General features: G+C 51.6%; 17 protein-coding genes and 1 pseudogene. 10 read left to right on the forward strand and 8 right to left on the reverse strand.

Features of this window, described 5'->3' with window-relative positions; genetic code table 11:
• The first annotated feature begins 23 nt into the window (after positions 1 to 23).
• Genes nadA through nadC form a run of 3 tightly spaced genes read left to right on the forward strand, consistent with a single transcriptional unit; the run spans position 24 to position 3,394 of the window.
• Positions 24 to 995, forward strand: a complete 972-nt coding sequence (gene nadA / locus ACR0JG_RS06960) for a quinolinate synthase NadA (protein ID WP_480568472.1) — start codon at positions 24 to 26, stop codon at positions 993 to 995.
• Positions 992 to 2,530 (forward strand): L-aspartate oxidase, encoded by a 1,539-nt coding sequence (locus tag ACR0JG_RS06965; protein WP_480568475.1) that lies wholly within the window; start codon positions 992 to 994, stop codon positions 2,528 to 2,530. Before nadA ends, ACR0JG_RS06965 begins: the two co-directional genes overlap by 4 nt.
• Positions 2,531 to 2,542: 12 nt before the next feature.
• Positions 2,543 to 3,394 (forward strand): carboxylating nicotinate-nucleotide diphosphorylase, encoded by an 852-nt coding sequence (gene nadC / locus ACR0JG_RS06970; protein ID WP_480568478.1) that lies wholly within the window; start codon positions 2,543 to 2,545, stop codon positions 3,392 to 3,394.
• Between the two features lie 289 nt (positions 3,395 to 3,683).
• Here nadC and ACR0JG_RS06975 read toward each other — a convergent pair whose 3' ends face one another.
• Genes ACR0JG_RS06975 through ACR0JG_RS06985 form a run of 3 tightly spaced genes read right to left on the reverse strand, consistent with a single transcriptional unit; the run spans position 3,684 to position 6,573 of the window.
• The gene (locus ACR0JG_RS06975; protein ID WP_480568481.1) at positions 3,684 to 4,340 is read right to left on the reverse strand and encodes a sulfotransferase; all 657 of its coding nucleotides are present in this window, start codon (positions 4,338 to 4,340) and stop codon (positions 3,684 to 3,686) included.
• Between the two features lie 12 nt (positions 4,341 to 4,352).
• Positions 4,353 to 5,636: a glycosyltransferase family 2 protein gene (locus ACR0JG_RS06980; protein ID WP_480568484.1), complete on the reverse strand. Its 1,284-nt coding sequence runs from the start codon at positions 5,634 to 5,636 to the stop codon at positions 4,353 to 4,355.
• Positions 5,626 to 6,573, reverse strand: a complete 948-nt coding sequence (locus tag ACR0JG_RS06985) for a hypothetical protein (RefSeq protein WP_223118519.1) — start codon at positions 6,571 to 6,573, stop codon at positions 5,626 to 5,628. The genes ACR0JG_RS06980 and ACR0JG_RS06985 overlap by 11 nt, the downstream gene beginning before the upstream one ends.
• 339 nt (positions 6,574 to 6,912) lie before the next feature.
• On the opposite strand from ACR0JG_RS06985, the pseudogene ACR0JG_RS06990 reads away from it, so the two are divergent.
• Together ACR0JG_RS06990 and ACR0JG_RS06995 are read left to right on the forward strand one after the other, a co-directional pair.
• Positions 6,913 to 7,627: pseudogene (locus ACR0JG_RS06990) on the forward strand (IS5 family transposase).
• A gap of 153 nt (positions 7,628 to 7,780) precedes the next feature.
• Positions 7,781 to 8,737 carry a Gfo/Idh/MocA family oxidoreductase gene (locus ACR0JG_RS06995; protein ID WP_170407569.1) on the forward strand — a complete coding sequence of 319 codons (957 nt, stop codon included), beginning with the start codon at positions 7,781 to 7,783 and terminating at the stop codon, positions 8,735 to 8,737.
• Between the two features lie 29 nt (positions 8,738 to 8,766).
• Here the strand turns inward: ACR0JG_RS06995 and ACR0JG_RS07000 are convergent, their stop codons facing one another.
• The 3 genes from ACR0JG_RS07000 to ACR0JG_RS07010 are packed head-to-tail and all read right to left on the reverse strand — an operon-like array spanning position 8,767 to position 12,679.
• On the reverse strand, positions 8,767 to 10,284 hold the full coding sequence (locus ACR0JG_RS07000; RefSeq protein WP_480568487.1) for a hypothetical protein: 1,518 nt from the start codon (positions 10,282 to 10,284) through the stop codon (positions 8,767 to 8,769).
• A gap of 5 nt (positions 10,285 to 10,289) precedes the next feature.
• Positions 10,290 to 11,444, reverse strand: a complete 1,155-nt coding sequence (locus tag ACR0JG_RS07005; RefSeq protein ID WP_480568490.1) for an aminotransferase class I/II-fold pyridoxal phosphate-dependent enzyme — start codon at positions 11,442 to 11,444, stop codon at positions 10,290 to 10,292.
• Positions 11,445 to 11,446: 2 nt separating this feature from the next.
• The gene (locus tag ACR0JG_RS07010; protein WP_480568493.1) at positions 11,447 to 12,679 is read right to left on the reverse strand and encodes a polysaccharide biosynthesis protein; all 1,233 of its coding nucleotides are present in this window, start codon (positions 12,677 to 12,679) and stop codon (positions 11,447 to 11,449) included.
• Positions 12,680 to 12,821: 142 nt separating this feature from the next.
• On the opposite strand from ACR0JG_RS07010, the gene neuC reads away from it, so the two are divergent.
• The 5 genes from neuC to ACR0JG_RS07035 are packed head-to-tail and all read left to right on the forward strand — an operon-like array spanning position 12,822 to position 17,893.
• Positions 12,822 to 13,988, forward strand: coding sequence for a UDP-N-acetylglucosamine 2-epimerase (gene neuC, locus ACR0JG_RS07015; RefSeq protein ID WP_480568496.1), 1,167 nt, complete (start codon positions 12,822 to 12,824; stop codon positions 13,986 to 13,988).
• A 12-nt stretch (positions 13,989 to 14,000) separates the two neighbouring features.
• Positions 14,001 to 15,086 carry an N-acetylneuraminate synthase gene (gene neuB / locus ACR0JG_RS07020; protein WP_480568499.1) on the forward strand — a complete coding sequence of 362 codons (1,086 nt, stop codon included), beginning with the start codon at positions 14,001 to 14,003 and terminating at the stop codon, positions 15,084 to 15,086.
• On the forward strand, positions 15,079 to 15,825 hold the full coding sequence (locus ACR0JG_RS07025) for an acylneuraminate cytidylyltransferase family protein (RefSeq protein WP_170422970.1): 747 nt from the start codon (positions 15,079 to 15,081) through the stop codon (positions 15,823 to 15,825). The genes neuB and ACR0JG_RS07025 overlap by 8 nt, the downstream gene beginning before the upstream one ends.
• Positions 15,822 to 16,871 carry a nucleotidyltransferase family protein gene (locus tag ACR0JG_RS07030; protein WP_480568502.1) on the forward strand — a complete coding sequence of 350 codons (1,050 nt, stop codon included), beginning with the start codon at positions 15,822 to 15,824 and terminating at the stop codon, positions 16,869 to 16,871. Before ACR0JG_RS07025 ends, ACR0JG_RS07030 begins: the two co-directional genes overlap by 4 nt.
• 2 nt (positions 16,872 to 16,873) lie before the next feature.
• Entirely contained in the window at positions 16,874 to 17,893 is a 1,020-nt protein-coding gene (locus ACR0JG_RS07035; protein ID WP_480568505.1) for a Gfo/Idh/MocA family protein, read from the forward strand.
• On the opposite strand, the gene ACR0JG_RS07040 is transcribed toward ACR0JG_RS07035, so the two are convergent.
• Positions 17,890 to 19,584 carry a hypothetical protein gene (locus tag ACR0JG_RS07040; RefSeq protein WP_480568508.1) on the reverse strand — a complete coding sequence of 565 codons (1,695 nt, stop codon included), beginning with the start codon at positions 19,582 to 19,584 and terminating at the stop codon, positions 17,890 to 17,892. The two genes, ACR0JG_RS07035 and ACR0JG_RS07040, sit on opposite strands and share 4 nt — an antisense overlap.
• 150 nt (positions 19,585 to 19,734) lie before the next feature.
• Positions 19,735 to 20,370, reverse strand: a complete 636-nt coding sequence (locus tag ACR0JG_RS07045) for an acetyltransferase (RefSeq protein ID WP_480568511.1) — start codon at positions 20,368 to 20,370, stop codon at positions 19,735 to 19,737.
• Positions 20,371 to 20,610: the final 240 nt, after the last annotated feature.

Here is a 20,610-nt window from a genome sequence, read left to right on the forward strand (position 1 = left end):
TTCGAGTATAAATGGAGAAGCCAATGAAAGATTTTCGCCTTCCAGACCTCTACGACCGGGTAAAGCAGATCATCCCGCAACCCGAATGGATGCTGTTTGAAGATGATCTGGAAGCCATCCTTGATCTCAAGCGTGAGAGGAATGCGGTCATCCTCGCCCACAATTACCAAACGCCGGAGATCTTCCACGGAGTTGCCGATATCGTGGGCGACAGCCTTGCGCTTGCGCGCGAAGCTGTCGAGGTTGATGCCGATGTCATTGTGTTGGCTGGTGTGCATTTTATGGCGGAAACTGCCAAGCTGCTGAACCCGGAAAAGACGGTGCTGATCCCAGATTTGGGGGCGGGGTGTTCACTGGCAGATTCCATCACACCCGAGGATATTGCGCTTCTGCGCGAAGCCCATCCCGGCGTTCCGGTGATCACATACGTAAACACTTCGGCAGCGGTGAAGGCGGCATCGGATATCTGCTGCACGTCGGGCAACGCAGTAAAGGTGGTGGAATCCCTCGGGGTGCCGCGCGTGTTGATGATCCCGGACGAGTATCTCGCCAAGAACGTCGCCAAAGAGACCGATGTCGAATTGATCGCATGGCACGGACATTGCGAGGTGCACGAACTGTTTACTCCAGCCGATATACGTGAAATGCGCGAAGCGTGGCCGGGTGTTACGGTCCTGGCCCATCCTGAATGCCCGCCCGAAGTGGTTGCCGAAGCAGATTTTTCTGGCTCTACCGCAGTCATGTCGGATTTCGTCGGTGACAGAAAACCGACGCGGGTTTGCCTGCTGACCGAATGCTCGATGAGCGACAACGTGGCGCTGAACCATCCTGAGGTGGAATTCGTGCGCCCCTGTAACCTGTGTCCACATATGAAGCGCATTAGTCTGCGCAACATTCGCAAGGCATTGGAACTGGGTCATCACGAAGTCACCGTCGATCCGGCCATCGCCGAAGATGCGCGCCGCGCGGTAGAACTGATGCTGGCAGTGAAATGATCGGGCTCGAAGGGCTTCATGGTCGAACTGCCATCATCGGTGGCGGCATCGCCGGGCTGACGGCTGCGCTGGAACTGGCTCCACAACCCGTAGTACTAATCACCCTTGCTGGGCTGGGCCAGGAATGTTCCAGCGCTTGGGCTCAAGGAGGGATTGCCGCCGAACTAGGCGCGGATGGTGATCCTGCGCAACACTTGGTCGATACTTTGCGGGCCGGCGACGGGCTGTGCGATGAAACCGTGGCGTCGGCCATTCTCTGCGAAGCGCAAAAGGCGATCACTGTGTTAGAGAAACATGGCGTTCGTTTCGATAGAACCGCCGACGGCACATATGCCTTGGGGCGCGAGGCCGCGCATTCCCGCCGCCGCATACTGCATGCAGGCGGCGACCGCACCGGAGCCGAAATCACATCGGCCCTTGCGAGTGCCGTGTTGCAATGCCAGTCGATCACTTGCTTGACCGGAGTCGAAGCCCGACGGGTGTTGACGCTAGACGGACACGTCACAGGCGTTCATCTGCAAAAAGATGCCCAAGCAGAGGTATTGCGCACATCTCAGGTCGTTATTGCGACAGGCGGTTGCGGCGGTCTGTTTGGTGTCAGCACCAACCCTCCAGGTAATTTCGGCCAGGGTGTCATGATGGCCGCCCGCGCCGGGGCAGCCTTGCGCGATATGGAATTTGTCCAGTTTCATCCCACAGCGCTGGATATCAAGCAGACACCTCTGGCATTGGTCAGTGAAGCCGTCCGGGGCGAGGGCGCAATTCTGATCGACCAAACCGGCAAGCGCTTCATGTCGCATATTCCGGGGGCGGAACTGGCCTCGCGCGATGTGGTGGCTCGTGCCGTGCATCAGGTCATATTGGAAGGTGGGCGAGTGTTTCTTGATGCTCGTGCCGCGCTTGGTGCCGAATTTGTCCAGCGGTTCCCTGGCATCCATGCATTGTGCGCAGCAAGCGGAATTGATCCGGCGCGCGATCCCATACCGATACTTCCGGCTGCGCATTACCACATGGGCGGTATCGCCGTTGATGAGTATGGAAGAAGCACTCTGTCAGGCCTTTGGGCCATAGGTGAATGCGCGGCCACTGGCCTGCATGGTGCCAATCGCCTTGCTAGCAATTCACTGCTGGAGGCGGTGGTGATGGGACGCCGCGCCGCAAATGATGTTGCCAAGGCAGAAATGAGAAACCTGTCATTTGTTCCTACAGTTACCGCTCTGCCTCGTTCAGACCCTAGCTCTGTCCGGCCTTTGGCTACAAAATATCTGGGTTTGATCCGCGACGAGGTGGGATTGCGTCAAGTCATTTCAAAGTTGTCTCCGTTGCTCGAAACCGCTGCCTGCGCTTCTGACCCGGCACTAGTCGCGCTTTCGATCGCGGTCTTTGCCGATCTGCGCCGAGAATCGCGTGGCGGACATTACCGAAGCGACTTCTCCAATCCTGAGGCGAACGCGCAATCTGTTTTGATGACTCTGACCGAAGTACTTGCTCATGCGAGTTTGAACAGTCAGGAACCCTTTCTGAGGACTGCTTGAGAAATGACTATCATGCCCCTAGCCCCGTTGCCCCGAACGATGCTGGAGCCGGTGATCCGCCGCGCACTTGATGAAGATTTGGGCCTCGCCGGAGATGTCACCTCCTCGGCTGTTATTCCTTCGGATCATGTTTCCGAAGTTGTGGCTTGCGCGCGTCAATCCGGATGTATTTCCGGTCTGGACTGCGCTGAATTGGCTTGTGAGCTGATAGACCCGGCGATCAAAGTAATCCGTCATGTCGAGGATGGTGGGACAGTCGCGCCCGGCACAGTGATCGCTACCTTCAAAGGACCATCGCGCAGTCTGCTGATTGCTGAACGTACGGCGCTCAACTTCTTGGGTCATCTATCGGGTATTACAAGTGTGACTGCCGATATGGTTCGCCGCGTCGAAGGCACGCGTGCTGCCATCGTCTGTACCCGAAAAACAACGCCCGGTTTGCGGGCGTTAGAGAAATACGCTGTGCGATCAGGCGGCGGCATGAACCATCGCTACTCCCTAAGTGACGCGGTGCTGATCAAGGACAACCACATCGCCATAGCCGGGGGTGTCCGCCCAGCCTTGAATCGGGTCAAAGAGACAGTCGGTCATATGGTCAAGATCGAGATCGAGGTCGACACGCTGGAGCAGTTGGCCGAAGTACTGAAAATCGGTGTTGATGCGGTGCTTCTGGATAACATGGATCCAAGAACCTTAAGCGAAGCTATAGGCATGATTGATGGTCAAGCCATTGCCGAAGCTTCAGGCGGGATAACCCCAGATAATGTGCGGGCTGTGGCGAACACCGGTGTTGATTTGATTTCTATGGGCTGGATCACCCACAGTGCACACTGCCTCGATATTGGTCTGGATTTTGTGCTCTAACAGCACCAAGAGTAAACCAACAGTTACGACGCTCATTGCCCAAATTGTCGATATCAACGGCCTTTCCAAAAGATTGCCAAAGGCAAGAGCATTGCCGACACAATAGGAAACAAGGCAATCAAAAGATGCGCGGCGGCGCAGCCTGCCTGTTCAGTCTTGTCACTCCGTTAGCCATCCAAGCTGGGCAAGTTTTAAGTCGCATTCATTCGTCAGAGAGTTGGCGACCGAATCTTTCGTTCTCGCCCACACTCGAATTCTTATGCTGCTCAAGTAAGCAAGCCATGACATCTCAATTCGGAGAAACTGCATCGTCGGCGTCATTGCCTCCGGACGTTTTGCCCTCATGGCCGAAGAAAGTCGGATCAGTCTCAAAATCAGGCGCAAGGAACTCGGACATCTGGTCAGGGCTGTCTGTTTCTATATTATATATCAATAATTTAACCGGTTGGTCCTTAAAAAACTCGGGCACCTCCTGATGATGCCGGTCCCATTCTTCTGACCAATGATCAATTACCTGATCAACCGACTCGAAACTCATACCCTTACGATAACGCTCGGCATAAAACCCATTGCCATGGTTTCGGCGACTTGCGATCCACCTGTCTTTGTCTCGAGTGTTCAATATGAAATAGGAATTGGGATAATATGCCGCGAGTTGACGAAAATAACGGCAACCTTCAATCACGCGCGAGCCGCTCACCATCTGCATGTCGGTGTAGCCGACCCAACGGTCGATGCCATTGAGCGGCGCATAGCCATACTTAAGATTGTTAGCGAGCGCGCGGGCCAGATTGCCACGCTTGAAGTGAACCGACGGAATGCCGTTGTTATCTAGAAAGCCGGAAATCGACCTTGTCCCGCACTTGTTGAAACCGACCTGAAATATCCGCCGCGTACGTCCTGCACGGGTGGAGAGATATTCAGGGGCTATTGATGACTGCGGCACGAAGGAAGGCTCCTACTCGGATTCTGCGGCGGCTTTCTGGTTCGCGCGCATGGCAACTGAAATAAGTTGACGGGCCGTATGCTCCGTCAGAGGTGTGGTTTGGCCAGCCATCATCAGGCGAGCAAAAAACGCGCGTTCAGGTTCTGACTCCAAAAGTTCCTTAAATCGCTTGTGCCGCCATTCGCAGGCCTTGTCATGTAGCTTCTTCAGTGTGGCATCTGATTTTAGCTCGGAAACCCGAGCAGCCAGTGCCGATTGGTAGCGGGAAATAGAGACGTCCTGATCGCTGTTAAAGTTGTAATCGACCCAATAATCCATGCCGATTTTCTCTTTGAAATGCACCCCACGTCCACGCGCACGTTTGAGCAGAAAGGAGTCCATCGCGCCCAAAGCATAATGGTTTAGCTGAACCCTCATGGTCGTATCTTGCGTATAGTTGGAAAATACCCGCTGGCGGCGATGATCGCCACCAAGCAAACGGCCTGATCCATCATACCAGCGCGCCTCATCCACGCGGGTCTGATCAGGCGAAATTGGCCGATGAATGCCTGGTTTATGGTAAATCCCGTTGTTGCGATAAAGCGTTTTGAACATCGAGGCGCGCCAGGGCCAAATGATGGGTTTGGGGGCGCACGAAGTGAACTGTTGGGTCACAGGCGCATCTTCAAAATAAACGATCCCTGCATTTCCGAATAGCCGCCAGGTGAGCGTGATCGCATCCGCCTCGGGTAGGCTATGGATGAGCGCGTTTAATGAGCCGTCGCCAATATGGATATTTACAAACTCATCAATATCGAGCGCCAGTATCCAGTCTGCTTCTTTCAATAGAGGATGTTTGGCGGCTTGTTTCATAGCCTGCCACTGTACGCTCTTATCGGGCTTGGCCTCATGGCTGACATGAGTGATTTGCCCCATCTCTTCGAGTCGGTGCAACATCAGATCGGTGCCATCCGCGCAATCATTTGAGAAGATCAGAAAATCAGTGAAACCAACCATCTGATGATGGGCGAGCCATTCCAACAGGAACGCGCCTTCATCTTTGACCGTCAGGATCGCTAGCTTTCGTGTCATTCTATTCCTTTGATCCGACGCTTCAGTCTGGTCATCCGCCAGACCGCATGTCATGTGGTGCTCATTGAGAATAACGGTTTTGCAGATGTTCTGAACTGCTAATTTCGCGTAGGAACGAAAAAAGTACGGCGTGGCATCATGTTGCCAACTTGGGTGATTTCCAACTCGGTGGTAGGTGGATCTAAAAGGCTGAGAGTGAACCGAATAGATGCACTTATTGTTCAATTAGCCGTCTTAGCCCGACAGCTCCGTTTGAAAGTGCAGATCGGCGGTAAGACTTCAGCGCTGCCTGCAGATCGCTGAGTTCTGCATCACTCGCCTCTGAAATGCGGGTCAGGCTTGCCTCTAACCCATTGTCAGCAATCAGCATTGGTGGTCGGTAACAGGCCTCTGACCAGCGGTCCATGACGATCGGCACACAGAATCCACCCGAAGAGGACAGGGCAGATGTGATCTTGATCCGTTGATATTGTTCATAGTCAAATGGCATGAGCGGATGTATCACCTGAGCGCCCGCCAGTGCGTCAAAATACGCGGCATGCCCGACCTGCCCGCTGTTGTCCAAAGGCACGCACGTAAAACGCGCGTCAAGCTTTCGGTCCTGGATCTCACTTTCAACCTTGGCGCGATCTCCGCCTCCTGACGGCAGGATGAAATGCAGATTCTGAAAGGCGTCCGGTCGATTGCCAAGAAGATTCAGCAGGCCAGGGTAATCACGTGTCCGCATGTTAACGTTGCCGGGGATCACGACCTGACGCGGCTGGCCCAATTTTGGTTCCGGATCATCGATCCAATAAAACGGCTCCAACGTCGCGATCCTGTCCATATGGGCTTTGCCCACCCGGCTGATCCATTCAGCCGTGACATGTGCACTCAGGCTGATGTAGCGTGCATTTGGCATCTGAAGCGTCTCGCGCAGGGGTGCCATCTGGCTGAACTGATCCAGATTATGCAGGACCATGATCAATGGCTTCTTCACTCCACGCGCCCAGCTTGCCGCTTTTGGACGACTCAAAGAGGCCATGAGGACGAAGTCATGTTCGGCCGCTTCAATTGCAGCCATAGTAGACTTGATATGTTTTGGTGCATCCGCAGCCCGGTAATCCGGCGTGCTTAAAGGCACATACTCAACATCAAATTCCAATCCCGGGACCAAGGCCATGATATCTCCGCGCAGCTTTAAGATCCGGCGATGCATAAAGATTCGTGGTCGGTACCCGTTGGCATTACAGGCGGCCACCAAGCTGGGGATGACTTCTTCATGGCGCGGTTCAAATTGTACAATTGCACAGCGCTTCATAGTTTCTTCCTGTTGCCTGGGTTGCCTCGGGCCCTCGTTTTCGGTTTGACCCTGTGGAAGTTGTCTATCGATAGCTACACTTGCCGTCTACATCCAACGCCGAACCGGTCGGCTCTCAGACCAGTTTGTTTGAGCGGAGGTATCCGGTGTGATGGTGTTTCCGATCGTTGCGGTTTCCTTCACTATTCTGATTAAAATCTAATGTGGGCAAATCATCACGATCTGAGTCCGCAACTCCGCAGGCCCGGAGTCGACAACATGTGCGTGTTGAGCGAAATAATCTTATTCATCCGCATGGTTTGCGCTGGCGTGAGGCTCCTGTCGCATATGGCCCGCGCAAGACCTTGTACAGCCGATGGAAGTGCTGGAGCAGGAAAGGTTCTTGCGCGGATAATGGCTGAGCTTGGTGCCGAATACGGCGCGCAAAAGGTTGTTATGATCGACGCGGCCTATCTAAAAGCACACTGTACCGCGACCAGAGTGGTTGCCAAAAAGGTAGCGTGATCGTCTGAATGGTCGAGCCAAGGGCGACATGAACTCCAAATCGCACACCATCTGCGATAGCTAAGGGCGCCCGTTCAACCTGCTTGTCACCGCTGGACAGGTGAGCGACGAAATTGGCGCACACACGCTGTCTGGCAGCCTTCCAAATGTCAAAAGATTGCTTGGGGAACGCGGCTACGATGCCGACAGGTTCCGGGAAGCACTGCGAGACAAAGGGATACGTGCTTGCAATCTGGTCCGAAAGTAGCGCAAGACCCCGTTCAAATATGACAAGCGCCGATTCAAGCGGCGAAACCGCATCGAGATCATGTTCGGCACGCTCTAGGGCCGGAGGCGCGTTGCGACGCGCTTTGACTGCTGTCCAAAGGTCTGCCTCGCAGCCATCGCTCTCGCGGAAACCGTAATCCAATAGTTGGGAAACCTGACGCTATGCATCAAATTGTAGCTTGATCATTGGTATTCGAATCCGACCGTAAGACCATTATCACTCTTTGCCTTCAGATTGTAGTTGACCTCATCTGAAGAGACTGATGTGAAACGAACACTCAGTAATCGGAGGTGTATTGTGGACATCGTACTAGTTGGCGCAGGCAACATGGCAATCGCCTACGCCAAGACTCTAAGATATCTGGGCATCTCCTTTCGTTGTTTGGGACGAGGTGTTGACTCTGCAAAACGGTTTGAAGCGGAAACCGGTATAATAGCCGGAACAGGCCTGCTTACAGAGCAGCTCAAGAAAACGGATGTGCGCGGCGCGTCAGCAATTGTGGCGGTAAATTTGAACCAATTGTCTGCGGTTTGCGCCTCACTTCTTGACGCGGGCATAAAGTCAATCCTTGTCGAGAAACCCGGAGGCATAGACCTTGAGGATATGCAAGCCTTGGCAGAGCTTGATAGGCAAGACTGCATTCGCGTTGCGTACAACCGAAGATTCTTCAAATCAACCCAGCATGCATTAGATCTCATCAATGAAGATGGCGGTGCGCAATTGATCCACTTCGAGTTCACAGAACTACCAGACAGGCTCGAATCTTTGGGTGTGCACCCACCTGAGGTTTTGGCGAATCTTCCTTACGCAAATTCGTCACATGTTTTTGACATGGCCTTCTATCTCGGTCAGGCCTCCGAGAATTTAGGTGAGGTCTTAATTTCCGGGGCAGTAAGGCAAGGTGAAATCCCCTGGCATCCGGACGGATCACGGTTCGCTAGCTGCGGGTTAGTCGGAGATCAATCGCTCTTTAGTTGTTTTGCAGATTGGCGGTCTGGTGGAAACTGGAATGTCGAAATAGCTACTGCCAACAGGCGGCTGCGATTAAAGCCACTTGAAACGCTTACAGAGCAATGTCGGGAATCATTCCAAGTGAATCCAATCGAGATTGCGGCGGATCCAGAAGGACTAAAACCCGGGTTGCCTGATATGGTTTCCAACTTTATCTACCATGATGGTCACCGACTTCCCAGCATGCGCAATCAGGTATCGCGCATGAAGGTATTTGCCAAAATACTGTCGCGTGACCACTAGTGTCTCCACACTTTTGAAGGGTCGTTTTCCTATTGGGTGATTCCCAGAGCTTCCAATGCGTCCGAGTACGATTTCCTTGACTGCACTTTTCTAGATCTCCCACGCTCTATTCGTCGTGCCCATTCTAGTACGGCGTAAATCTTTTCATCACCCGCTATGCCGGATTTGATGGTGAGGAGTCCGTCGAGCTCACGCGCGTAGTCTGCCTCCAGAAGGCTAGCATAACTGCCGGTTGCCAACACCGCCACGCCTTTGAGGCATGCTTCGAGGATTACGGCAGAGTATCCCGTTATAACACCGTCAACTGCATCAAGAAGTGACGGAAGCGGTGTCTCAAATGCCAAGGAGCATCCCAGCGCCGCTAGTTGCGTCGCATCCACAAGTTTTTCGGTTTCGTCTTTTCGTAGAGGATGACAACGAAATAATATGTTGAGGCCGGATTGGTGCAATTTTTGGGCCAACAGAATGTCATCAGATTGTTGCGCTGCAAATAGCACTAATGGCCCGTTACGCGATTGAAAGTTGGAAAGGGTTCTGCGGTTGCGGTCAGATTGATCAGGCAAAAACTTGGCAAACTGTTCCCATGTCGGACCAACGACCGCAGCACGGCGTTTGGCGTTCTGCCTCATGAAGCTTTCGGCGTCTGACTCAGTCCAGCACATATGCGCTGTAGGACAAGTCGACCAATCCATTTTTGGCGTTTTTTTGAAATAGTAGGACCCGTTGAAACGTCCCTCGATGCCGTGCTGGATGTCAATGTACGGAATATCGTATAGCCGACAAACGTGTGCCAGTGCCCAACCATAAAACGACGCATAATTGCTGGTAATTATTGCATCCGGCCGCATGGAACGGAAAAGGTAAGTAAAGCAGTTTGCCGCGTGATCAACTCTCCCAATTACTGTGTCGACGAAAGCACACAGTTCGGTGTCACCATGGCCGGTCAGACTGACAACCGACTCTAGTGATTTGAAGTGCTTATACAAAAACGCGTGCGAAAGTTTCGGTACTCGTGCTGTTAGCGCTACATTTTTAATAAACGGGTCTAGCGAAGCATGAGGTCCATATTCCGAGCGAGCTGGCATAGCATCGGGATCGAACCCTGAGTACAGCCCGATGCTCCGGTGCCCATTTTCCATCAACGCGACGCGAAGCGCGTGGTGATGCTGGCTTGCCTTTTCACCATCCAAATCATAAAAACCTGATCCCGAACCAAGACACCAGTATTTGTGGTTCTTCAACTGTTCGATCGGCAGAGTGTCAACGGACCGAAGACTATCGGCTGGCTTTCTACTTAATAGCCTCGAATAAGCGGGTCGAAGCCGGTTGCGCTTGGCGAAATTCGGATATCGCTTGTACCGGTCGGAAGATGAGTAGTTGCGGTTCATCGCAAAAACCATCTGTTTCACAATTACATACTTGACGATTGGCCAGACATGAAAGCCACGATAGCGCCAGCGCGTTACTACACCTTGCTTTTCGAAGTCTTCTATCTTCTCTATCGCGCTGATGAAAAGCTCAAGGTTTTTATCAGATATTGGTGGCACTTAGACTAGATCCGCCCCAGAACAGACCGCACGGCTTCAATCACGCGTTCTTGTTCAAGATCCTCGAGATGGGTGGAGCAGGGCAATGGTTGAACACGTTCCCAGATGGCTTCTGATCTTCCGCTCAACATATGCGGACAGCTCTTATATGGGGCTTGCATGTGAATGGGCTTCCAGAAGGCCCTGCCTTCGATCCCATTGTGCGAAAGCGCTTCTCGCAACTGAGACATTAACGCAAGCGACGCATCCGGAAGATAAATACCCGACAGCCAATTTGAACCGTTGCTGTCATCGGGCGAGGGAAACGAAAGAACTCCATTCAAGTCCTCAAATTGGCTGGCATAAGTTGCGGCGATCTTGGCCTTGTTTCGAAGAAACTCATCAAGACGTTCAAGCTGGGCGACACCCACTGCGGCTTGTACATTTGTCATTCGGTAATTGAAGCCGATGATGTCGTGATCATATGCTGCACCGACGCGCGCAGTCGACGTCAGGTGTTTGATCTCCGCTCCACCGAAGTCTTTTCCCGAGACGATCGCACCTCCCCCTCCTGATGTCACCAGCTTATTTCCGTTGAAGGACAATGCCGTCAGATCCGCACCCATCTGCGCAAGAGGTCGGTCTTTGTAAGTGGCGCCAATAGCAGCGGCAGCATCGACGACGATGGGCAGTTTATGAGACTTAGCTACAGTAACAATCGCATCCATATCTGCGGGCAGCCCCATTGCGAAAACAGGCATGACTGCTTTGACTGCCCCACCTGTCTTAGAATAACGCAAAACTCCACTCGCATCGCGGGTACATTCGCGTGCCAACAACTCAGACAAGAGGCTTGCATCCATACCCCAACGTTCTTCGTCGACATCAATGATGATCGGCGCCGCATGGCAGTGCGAGACTGCGTTTGCCGTAGCAATAAATGTCAGTGAAGGAATGATCACATGATCTCCGGGGCCTACACCCAACGAATGCAAGGCGGTGTGCAAAGCCGTCGTGCCTGCCGAGGTTGCGACTGCCCAGGCTGCGCCGGTTACCTCTTTGGTTCTCGCTTCGAACTGGTCCACAAATGGGCCTACGGATGACACGAAAGTCGAGGACACGCACTCGGCGAGATATTTGCCTTCGTTGCCAGAAATATTCGGAATGCACAGGGGGATCATAGCTATACCCTTTGATCAAGGTTCATGCCAGTTTCCTTGTGGCTGTCGAGGAATGCTGGCTCCGCAAGGGCGATCAGAGCTTTCAGGGATTCCTTAGAGATCGCCTCGGATTCAGCCCTCTTGAATATTTCTTGCAGTTCAGCAAGAAGTTGCCTCATGACGCCCGCGTCTTCGAGCGGTAGGTATTGAACGCCTAAAAGAGCATCGTATCCTAGCTCAACGCAGGTCTCGCCGTTGGCGACGAATTCCTCGTATGGCTTCTCGCCCGAAGTCGACAATGGAGTTAGAAGTAAAGGCCAATGCCCTGTTGCTTTGTCGGCTACTACCGTAACGCAGGCCTGCGCCTCATCAGTGTAGTGCTTTGGCTGATAACCGTTCGCCATCAGAACATTTTCGGCAACGGATTGCATTTCTACAAGCGCAGTTTCTGGGTCGAGATCTGGTACCATAATATGCTTGTGCGGGGCGGTTGTCGCGGCCAATAGGCATAGCTGGCCGCTTTCCTTCAGCGACACAAAGTAACGCCGCGTGCCTTTAGGTGCGGCCAAAGGTTGGTCTTTTTGTAGGCGCTTCTCAAAGCTCTGAAGTAGAGATCCATTGGAAAAGGCGACATTTGCGAAACGGGCAGAAGTGATCGTGCAGTTAAGACCGTCGATCAATCCGTCATCGAACATCACATGTTCCATGACTCGCTTTGAGGCGCCCATCAAAGATGTTGGATTTGCAGCTTTATCCGTGGAGACACTGAAATATCTTCCGTCAAATCCGACATGTTTTAACAGCTCTACGAGGCGCGCCTGCTTCAGGATGTTTGTTTCAAACATCTGAAGCGTTGAGTAGCCGTCCTTCTCGGATCTTACATGTTTAATGGCAGCAAAATTCAGAACAAAGTTATAGGGTCCTTCATTTCTCACAAACGCTCGAAATGCGGGCGAACCATAGTCAAGTGGCAGCGTGCGGAAGTCATTTACGTCTATTGGCGATTCCGCCGACCGTAGATTGCGCACCAATTCTGCCAATTCGTTTTCATTCTGATCGATGACATGCAGTGCGGCCGGCCGAAACGGCAAAATCTCGTTGACTGTGGAACTGCCGATTGAGCCAGCACCGCCGATTACTAGAACGCGCGCGCCATTCATAACACGATGAATCTCGTCGCGTTTAGCCCAGAGATCACTTTGGAAAAGGCTTTCAACTCGCCCCGTTGCAAGGGGTGATAAATCCTTCTGCTCCATAGGACACTCCATTTCTAATGATGCGGCTTTTCCGGTAATTTTGGTCTCTGGTCAAGCAGCAAAAAAGTCTGCAAACAGGTGGCATGGCACGAGCGAATGAAATAGAAACCGAGCAGAAACAAGACATTTTCAGGAGCGACAGGTGCAAGATTCAGACCTCCATGTGACCTGCATCACGACAGGTCGTGCGGATTATTCACTACTACGTTGGCCTATGTACAAAATTGCTGACTGTGATGGGCTGAGGTTGAGTATTATCGCAGGGGGAGGGCACCTCGCAACGTCACAAGGCGCCACGATTTCAGAAATTGAACAAGACGGATTTCAAGTCGATCAGACAGTTGAGATGTACCTTGATAGCAGCACTGCAACTGGCCCGGCAGTTAGTGCAGGGCTTGCAACCATGGGCGTAGCTCAGGCTCTCGGGCGGTTGGCGCCCGATTGGGTCGTGCTTCTGGGCGATCGGTTCGAGGTTCTAGGGGCTGCCACAGCCGCGGCCCTTCATCGAATTCCCGTTTGCCATTTGTGCGGTGGTGATGTCACCGAAGAAGCCTATGACGACGCCTTCAGGCATGCGATTACAAAACTAAGCCATCTGCATTGTACGTCGACCGATGATGCGGCGCAGAATGTGCTTCAGATGGGAGAAGAACCCTGGCGCGTAGTAAATGTGGGCAGCCCGGGGCTTGATGCGTTGCACAACATACCACAGATGTCGCGAGCCGATGTTTTTACAGCATTGGGCTTATCTGATGGTGTCTCTACTTACCTGATCACGTTGCATCCCACTACTTTGAAAGAAGATTTCGGTCGCTCAGAATTGCATGCATTATTGGCGGCATTGGACGAGCTTCCAGACGCGCAGCTAATTTTCACTGGTGCCAATGCCGATACAGGCGGGGCAGAATTCAATGCCGCTTTACAAGCCTATGTTGCTCAGCGGCCAAGTTCCATTTTTGAAAAAAGCTTGGGTCAGACCCTCTACTTCAACACTGTTCGTCAAGTGCAGGCCGTCATCGGCAATTCGTCCAGCGGCCTCTACGAAATCCCTAGCTTGTCGGTCCCAACAATCAATATTGGGGACCGACAAAAAGGCCGATTGCGCGCAACAAGTGTCTTCGATTGTGCCGGTACAAAAGATGAGATCCTGGCATCTATTCACGCAACAACGGAGTATTCGGACAAAGACGTGGTCAATCCGTATGGGGATGGACACAGTGCGGCGAAAATCGTTGACGCTTTGCGATCAGTATCCCGCAATCGCTCGCGCCACAAAATACTGGCGAAGCGCTTCCACAGTCTGCGATAGAAAGTCGTAATCATGCTGAATAGCAAAATAACCCTCATTGCCGAAGCCGGTGTAAACCATAACGGGGAGCTGGACAAAGCCCTTTCGTTGGTCGATGCAGCCGCCGATGCCGGGGCTGACCTGATCAAGTTTCAAACCTTTTCTGCCAAAGCGATGGTATCAAAGTCTGCTGCGTTGGCCGACTATCAAGAGCAACAGATCGGTTCCAGTAAAACGCAGCTTGAAATGCTCATCGATCTGGAATTGAACGAAGCTGCGCATCACACCCTCATTCAGAAGTGTGCGGAACGCGGAATTGGTTTCCTATCGACACCGTTTGATATTGTGAGCCTCGAATTATTGACCAAGGGGCTTGGGCAACGCCTGTTAAAAATTGGTTCGGGTGATCTTAATAACGGGCCATTGCTTTATGCTGCGGCACAGACCGGATGCGATATTATTCTATCGACCGGAATGTCCGACTTGGGGGAAATTGAGCGCGCTCTGGGTCTTCTAGCGTTAGGATATAGTCCGGCACCACCTGCTGCCCCCAGTAGGCACGATATGAGTATGGCGTGGGCGGATCCGGAACTGCGCGAAGTTCTGCAAGACAAAGTGACCATCCTGCACTGCGTTTCAAATTATCCATCCAGCCCAGAAGCTACAAATTTGCATACAATCGGCACCATCCGCTCAGCGTTTGGTTTGCGTGTCGGCTATTCTGACCATACGCTGGGTGGAACCGCTTCAATTGCGGCTGCCGCGCTTGGTGCGTGCTGCATAGAAAAACACCTTACACTCGACAATTCGCTAGAGGGTCCTGATCACGCGGCTTCAGCTGAGCCCGATGAAATTGCCGCTATTTTTACTAGCGTCAGAGAAGTCGAAGCAATGCTTGGCTCTTCTGTCAAATGCTGTACGCCAGAAGAGCGCAGCACGATGAATGCGGCACGAAAACGTCTGGTAGCAAAGGCGGACATTTCCAAAGGAAATCCTTTCACGCTGGAAAATCTATCAACAAAGCGTGCGGCGTCTGGCAAGGACCCGCTGTTGTTTTGGGAGATGCTTGGTACATCAGCTTCAAAAGACTATCGTGAAGGTGACCCGATTAATGACTGAGAGGTTGTGCATCATCCCGGTTAGGGCGGGGTCCAAAGGTGTTCCACACAAGAACATCCGGGATTTTCGTGGCCAACCCTTGTTGGCCCATAGCGTCCAACATGCGGTCGCCGCTGGCATATTTACGGAAGTCGCGGTTTCCAGTGATAGCGACACCTATCTAGCGATCGCAAAGGAGACAGGCGCAACCAGATGTATCAAACGACCAGATGAGCTGGCATCAGATTTGGCTGGATCGATGGATGTTGTATTGCACGCACTTTCCGAATGCGAAGCCCTGTCTGCCAAGAAATACACTACCGTCGTGCTTTTACAGGCAACATCTCCATTACGGCAAAGCCGACATATTCAGGAGGCTGTATCCAGGCTCGAAGACGATAAGCTCGATAGTGTGCTCAGTGTAGCGCGCGCCAAGAATTCTCCGTATTTCAATCTTCTTGAATTTGACGCCGACCAAGGAACTTACTCGCTGTCCAAGCCTCTTAGCGGCGATGTCAAGAGACGGCAAGATGCACCAGAAGTCTTTCAGTTGAATGGGTCTATCTATGCGTGGTCAAGGGAGGCATTGACTATTCAACAAAGGGCAATTTGCCATAAAACAGATATATACGAGATGGACAGCTTATACTCGCTAGATATTGACACGGAAGACGATTGGAGCTTTGCCGAGTTGGCATTCGATCTTCTGGCAAAGCAAGATTTGCAAAATCCTGAGAATAAAGAGGTAAATGAGCATTGAAAGAAATTGCTTCAATTCTTGTCTCTCCGACGGATGATTTTCGCCAAGTTCTTAAGATCATAGATAACTCAGCCGTGGGGTTTGCCCTCGTAGTTGGGCCCGAAAACAAACTGCTGGGTACCGTGACCGACGGAGATCTTCGACGGGCGATGATTCAAGGTCCATTGGTCGACAAGACTGCAGAAGATTTGATGAATAAATCGCCGCGAACAATTGACGCCGGGGTAACTCGCTCGGATCAGCAAAAGTTCTTAATGCGCAACAAAATCACTTTTGCTCCGATCGTTGATCAGACAGGATCGGTCGTGTCGGTTGCTGTTTCCCCACATTTGCCAGGTAGTACACTGGACAATGTAGCTGTTGTAGTCATGGCTGGTGGCCTTGGCTCGCGCCTTGGGGAGTTGACCAAAGACAAACCGAAGCCGCTGCTGGAAGTTGATGGCGAACCCATCCTTGAGAAAATTATCAAGCGGTTCAGAAACAACGGTTTGGAAAACTTCATCTTCTGCGTCAACTACAAGGCTGAGATGATCCGTAATCACTTCGGGTCCGGCGACAAACTGGGTGTACGCATCGAATACGTAGAAGAGCAAGAACGCCTTGGGACCGGTGGTGCACTTTCCTTGGTCGATGCCGGTGTCTTTGATCAGTTCTTTGTCACCAACGCAGATATCTTGTGTTCGACAAACTACCGCGAGATGCTTGAATTCCACTTGGATCAGAAATCCTGCGCGACGATGGCAGTGCGAGAACATGAAATCGAAATTCCCTTCGGAGTCGTGGAGACCGAAGGTTTCGAAATAAAGTCTCTGAGCGAGAAACCCACCTATAAGTACTTCATAAATGCCGGGTATTATGTGCTAGATCGCACTGCCATTGATCACGTTCCAAGCGGAACATTCTTCGATCTGCCATCATTGTTCGATGTTTTGCGCGAGCAAAAAATCAATACGCGCATTTTTCCGACAAGCGGAGATTGGATCGATATCGGTAGGCCCGAGGATTTGCAGCGCGCGCGCAAGATCGTGAAAGATAACGAAGGATAAAGATGACAAAGAGCTTTGGAGTAATTGGCCTGGGGCGCATGGGCTATCGCACTGTGCTTGCTGGGCGCGCAGCTGGCCTTGAACTTGCTAAGATTCTGGACAGTTCTGATGAGCCTTGGGGCGTGACACAAGACGCGACGCTAGTGTCGGTTCTAGTTAATTCGATGGATGCCTTTCTCGCTAACGTTCCAGACATCGTAGCAATTTCGACGACTGCCGATAGCCACGCTGATTTGTTCCGCGCTTTGGTCGACGCAGGCGTGAAAATTGTTCTGGTAGAAAAACCGGTCGCTTGTTCAGTTGCTGACGGTTTGGAGATGGTGCGGATCGCTAAGGAAAATAGTATCAATGCGTTGGTCAATCACAATCACCGGTGCTGGAATGTGCTTCGAACAATACGCCAGTTTGATGGGGATCCTCAATTCGGGAAATTGCAATCCTTTGTAATCACACAAGGTGCTGGTGGATTGGGAAACCTAGGCACACATTATTTTGATCTCGCAAATTGGATGTTCTCCGATACTCCTCTTTACGTTTCAGCGGTTGGTACTCAGCCAGAGTCAACAAACCCACGTGGCCCGCAATTCAAAGACGTGGGAGGTGCCGTTCTTGTAAGTTATCCCAAACAACGACGTTTGCTGTTGGAGATCGGTGATGATATCGGTGTTATCGGCGGATATGAGTTCCGATTTGAACGCGGGCGCGTGCTGATGCCATTCACTTCGGAACCTCCGCAAGTCTTTGTACGTAAACCAGAAACACAAGACCTCCCCAAGCATTTCTATGGTGCTGCCTTACAGGAGATTCCGTGGAAGGATTTTGTTCCCGGCGATGTAGTCAATCATACGCGTGATGTGTTCCTTGATCTGTTAAATGACCGCAGCGAAGGCGGCGCTTCGTTGATCGACGCGACACTAGCTCTGGAAGTTATGATTGCAGCTCGCAAGGCAATCGAGACGACTTCAGTCATTGCGTTGCCGTTAAGTGACGTTGATCGCGCAAGCGTTTATCCATTAGCCTAAAATGTCGATATCTGGTCAGGCGTTTCTGCCCGCCTGATCTCGCACCAATGGCTGATAGGATCGTGAAAACCTGGGGTTTCGTTGATATGTTCACTTGTACCCAGAAATCTGTGAAGATCTTCCAAGTCATTACACAGGTGAATGTGTTGCGAAGCATCTGACAGGTTCAATCCCAAAAGATTTGGCACGGGTAGGCAGACAGCGGTTTTACCCGCCAAAGCAGTTTGTAATGCAACGTTTGAAAACCCGGTTACAACCAGAGAAGTGTTTCGGATGAAGTCCACAAGTGTGCCGTCATCGATTTGGCCGTACCTCCCAAACTGGGCTTTGACCTGAGCCCGGTCTAACCTTGGATGTGGTCGACACAGAATATCGTACCCGGCGTCCCTAATTAGACGGCACGCGGCTTCGAATTCCTTATCATTGATCGGTTGCAGGGCAATACCTATTGGTTTAAGTGATTTTTCCTCGGGTTCTTTTGACAAAGAAACCGCGTAGTCTTTCATGAAATTTGCCATGCCAAAAGATGGTCCAAGCACAACTTTAGTCTTGTGGCTAACGCGGTCAATTTTCTCTTCGATAACCTTCATTGTTGCTGCATCCGAGCAGACAAAGAGATCCATATCAAGGACTTGATATCTGGGATGGGCGCTCCAGAAAAAAGCCTGATATTCTATGGTCTTGACGCCTTTTTGCTTCAGGCCCAACGCGATGGGGACAAAAACTGCGGAACGGCTGGGTGAGCAAACGAGCGTTTCGATATTCTCAAATTGCGGATGGTTCATGAGGCAGTGATAGAACCCTGCTATCCTAGGCAGTCTGGTATTCGTTGCCGCAAGTGTTTCATTTAACAATAGAGCAAACCAGTTCTCTGGGTTAAACCCAAATCTTTGTACCAAAAGCGGGTCGGATTTGGACAACTGCGCATGTACTGTTTTGCTGGTATTCTGTTCGGGTAGTGCGAGTCTTAGTTTTGCGTCACCAAGGGCCGGTTCGGGTGAATTCAGATAGAACTCTGAAGAGTGACAGACAAACTCATCACCCCAATGCAAAGGAGCAATCTTATTAGGGTATCGAACTTCGAAAATCGCATCAAAACGCTTTCCCATCTTTAGTTCGGCGTAGCCGATCGCTTCAGCGGATCGAAGATATGTCGGCTGCCCTGGGTTCCCTAAAAGGAGTGTCTGAGGTCGTGAATCTGGGAAATGCCCAAACCCTGAAGTTTCAATGTCAGGTTTAAAGAAGTTTGGTTCCTTTGCTACTAGATTAACGTGGGCCGGCCATTCCTGATAACGCCCTGGGTACCAAAGGCTCTGGGCATTAAGATTTGTCAAAAGTGAATTCCCAAAATCTTCCCAAAGATCGTTCTTATCGACCTTGCACTTGTCAAATATCGCAAGAAACTGTCTGATTCTCGAATAGAGGTTATCGGCCAGCTGTAACTCTAAACCTGCAGACATATTGGATATGTCTATTCTGTCAAAACTGAACCCGGATTTCGATAGCATTGACGGGGCAATTTTTGACACGATGTACTTTGCCAAAAACTGAGTCTGGATGGCGATCTGAAAGTCCGTTTCGGAGTAGAAACCCGCCAGACCGTCAACCTGGAAAACTTCGATCAATCCCAAACGCTTGTACCGTTTGATCTGTTTTGCATGCTCCTTCGGTATCTGGGTTTGAAAGAACACCAATATCCTACGCCGTGCACGCAATCGAAAGGCAAACTTTCTTAGTTTCGTCCGAGACAATGTTGCCCGCGATGAAGATTGAAACCATATTGTGCTAGATAGTTTACGCATTTACCATTTCCGGGTTAAATAATCCTTTTCATGAGAGTGTTAGCGATCAGTGCGGTTTAGTGGGCGGGCCGGAGTGCCAGCGACTAACTGCTCCGCCGCGACCGTTTTGATCACCGTAGCGCCTGCGCCAACAACCGCTCCGGCCAGGATTGTAATTCCATTTCGCACGCTTGCCCCGACGCCTATGAATACCCGCTCACCCAAAGTAACATCTGCTGCGATCTGAGAACCGGGCGCTACATGGCAAAATGCGCCGACGCTGCTGTCATGGTCGATACTGGCATTTGTGTTTACGATTGTCCCGCGTTCAATCTTGCAGCCGATATTCACAACGGCACCGGCTGAAATCAAACAGCCTGGTGCTACGTCTGCATAACGAGACACGATTGCTTTGGGGTGCACCAAAGTGGCGATAGGCAGATTAAGATCTTCTAGTCGTTCTTGTAAAAATGCACGTTTCTTATTGTCACCTACTCCAACAAAGAAAAAGCTGTCATGAGGCTGACTCATCAGCACATCCGTGCGATCATCGTCGACTACTGGCCAAATACCACTTTGGCGTTGGCTTTCCCAATTGGGGTCAAGAAACACAACCTGTTTCCATCCCGACAGCTCCGCAATTTCAGCGGCAACGCGCCCATTTCCCCCCGCGCCAAGAATAACTAATCGCTGCATTTTTTATGATCCAAACATTTTTCCTGATTGCCATAGGCGCACGGTTGAGACTTCGAACTCGTCCAGACGATGGCTTATACAATCAACGCGCGCAACCGCTTCCATCACGGTGTGTCGCTAGCAAGGTCCGTTCGCTGGGTCGGGATTTGCCGCAGGGTTGCTCTATCAAAGCTTGGTCGTAATGGGCTTGGGTTTCTGCCGAACAGAAGCGGTTTAAGCCCTATCTTCTGTAGGTTTGAA

The sequence above is a fragment of the Ruegeria sp. AD5 genome, assembly GCF_056542345.1.

Bases quoted from the DNA above. Each gene is read 5' to 3' on its own strand.
- neuB (WP_480568499.1), top strand. From the start codon at position 14,001: ATGCTGAATAGCAAAATAACCCTCATTGCCGAAGCCGGTGTAAACCAT.
- nadC (WP_480568478.1), top strand. From the start codon at position 2,543: ATGCCCCTAGCCCCGTTGCCCCGAACGATGCTGGAGCCGGTGATCCGC.
- ACR0JG_RS07045 (WP_480568511.1), bottom strand. From the start codon at position 20,370: ATGCAGCGATTAGTTATTCTTGGCGCGGGGGGAAATGGGCGCGTTGCC.
- ACR0JG_RS07025 (WP_170422970.1), top strand. From the start codon at position 15,079: ATGACTGAGAGGTTGTGCATCATCCCGGTTAGGGCGGGGTCCAAAGGT.
- ACR0JG_RS06985 (WP_223118519.1), bottom strand. From the start codon at position 6,573: ATGGCCTTGGTCCCGGGATTGGAATTTGATGTTGAGTATGTGCCTTTA.
- ACR0JG_RS07010 (WP_480568493.1), bottom strand. From the start codon at position 12,679: ATGGAGCAGAAGGATTTATCACCCCTTGCAACGGGGCGAGTTGAAAGC.
- ACR0JG_RS07035 (WP_480568505.1), top strand. From the start codon at position 16,874: ATGACAAAGAGCTTTGGAGTAATTGGCCTGGGGCGCATGGGCTATCGC.
- ACR0JG_RS07005 (WP_480568490.1), bottom strand. From the start codon at position 11,444: ATGATCCCCCTGTGCATTCCGAATATTTCTGGCAACGAAGGCAAATAT.
- nadA (WP_480568472.1), top strand. From the start codon at position 24: ATGAAAGATTTTCGCCTTCCAGACCTCTACGACCGGGTAAAGCAGATC.
- ACR0JG_RS06965 (WP_480568475.1), top strand. From the start codon at position 992: ATGATCGGGCTCGAAGGGCTTCATGGTCGAACTGCCATCATCGGTGGC.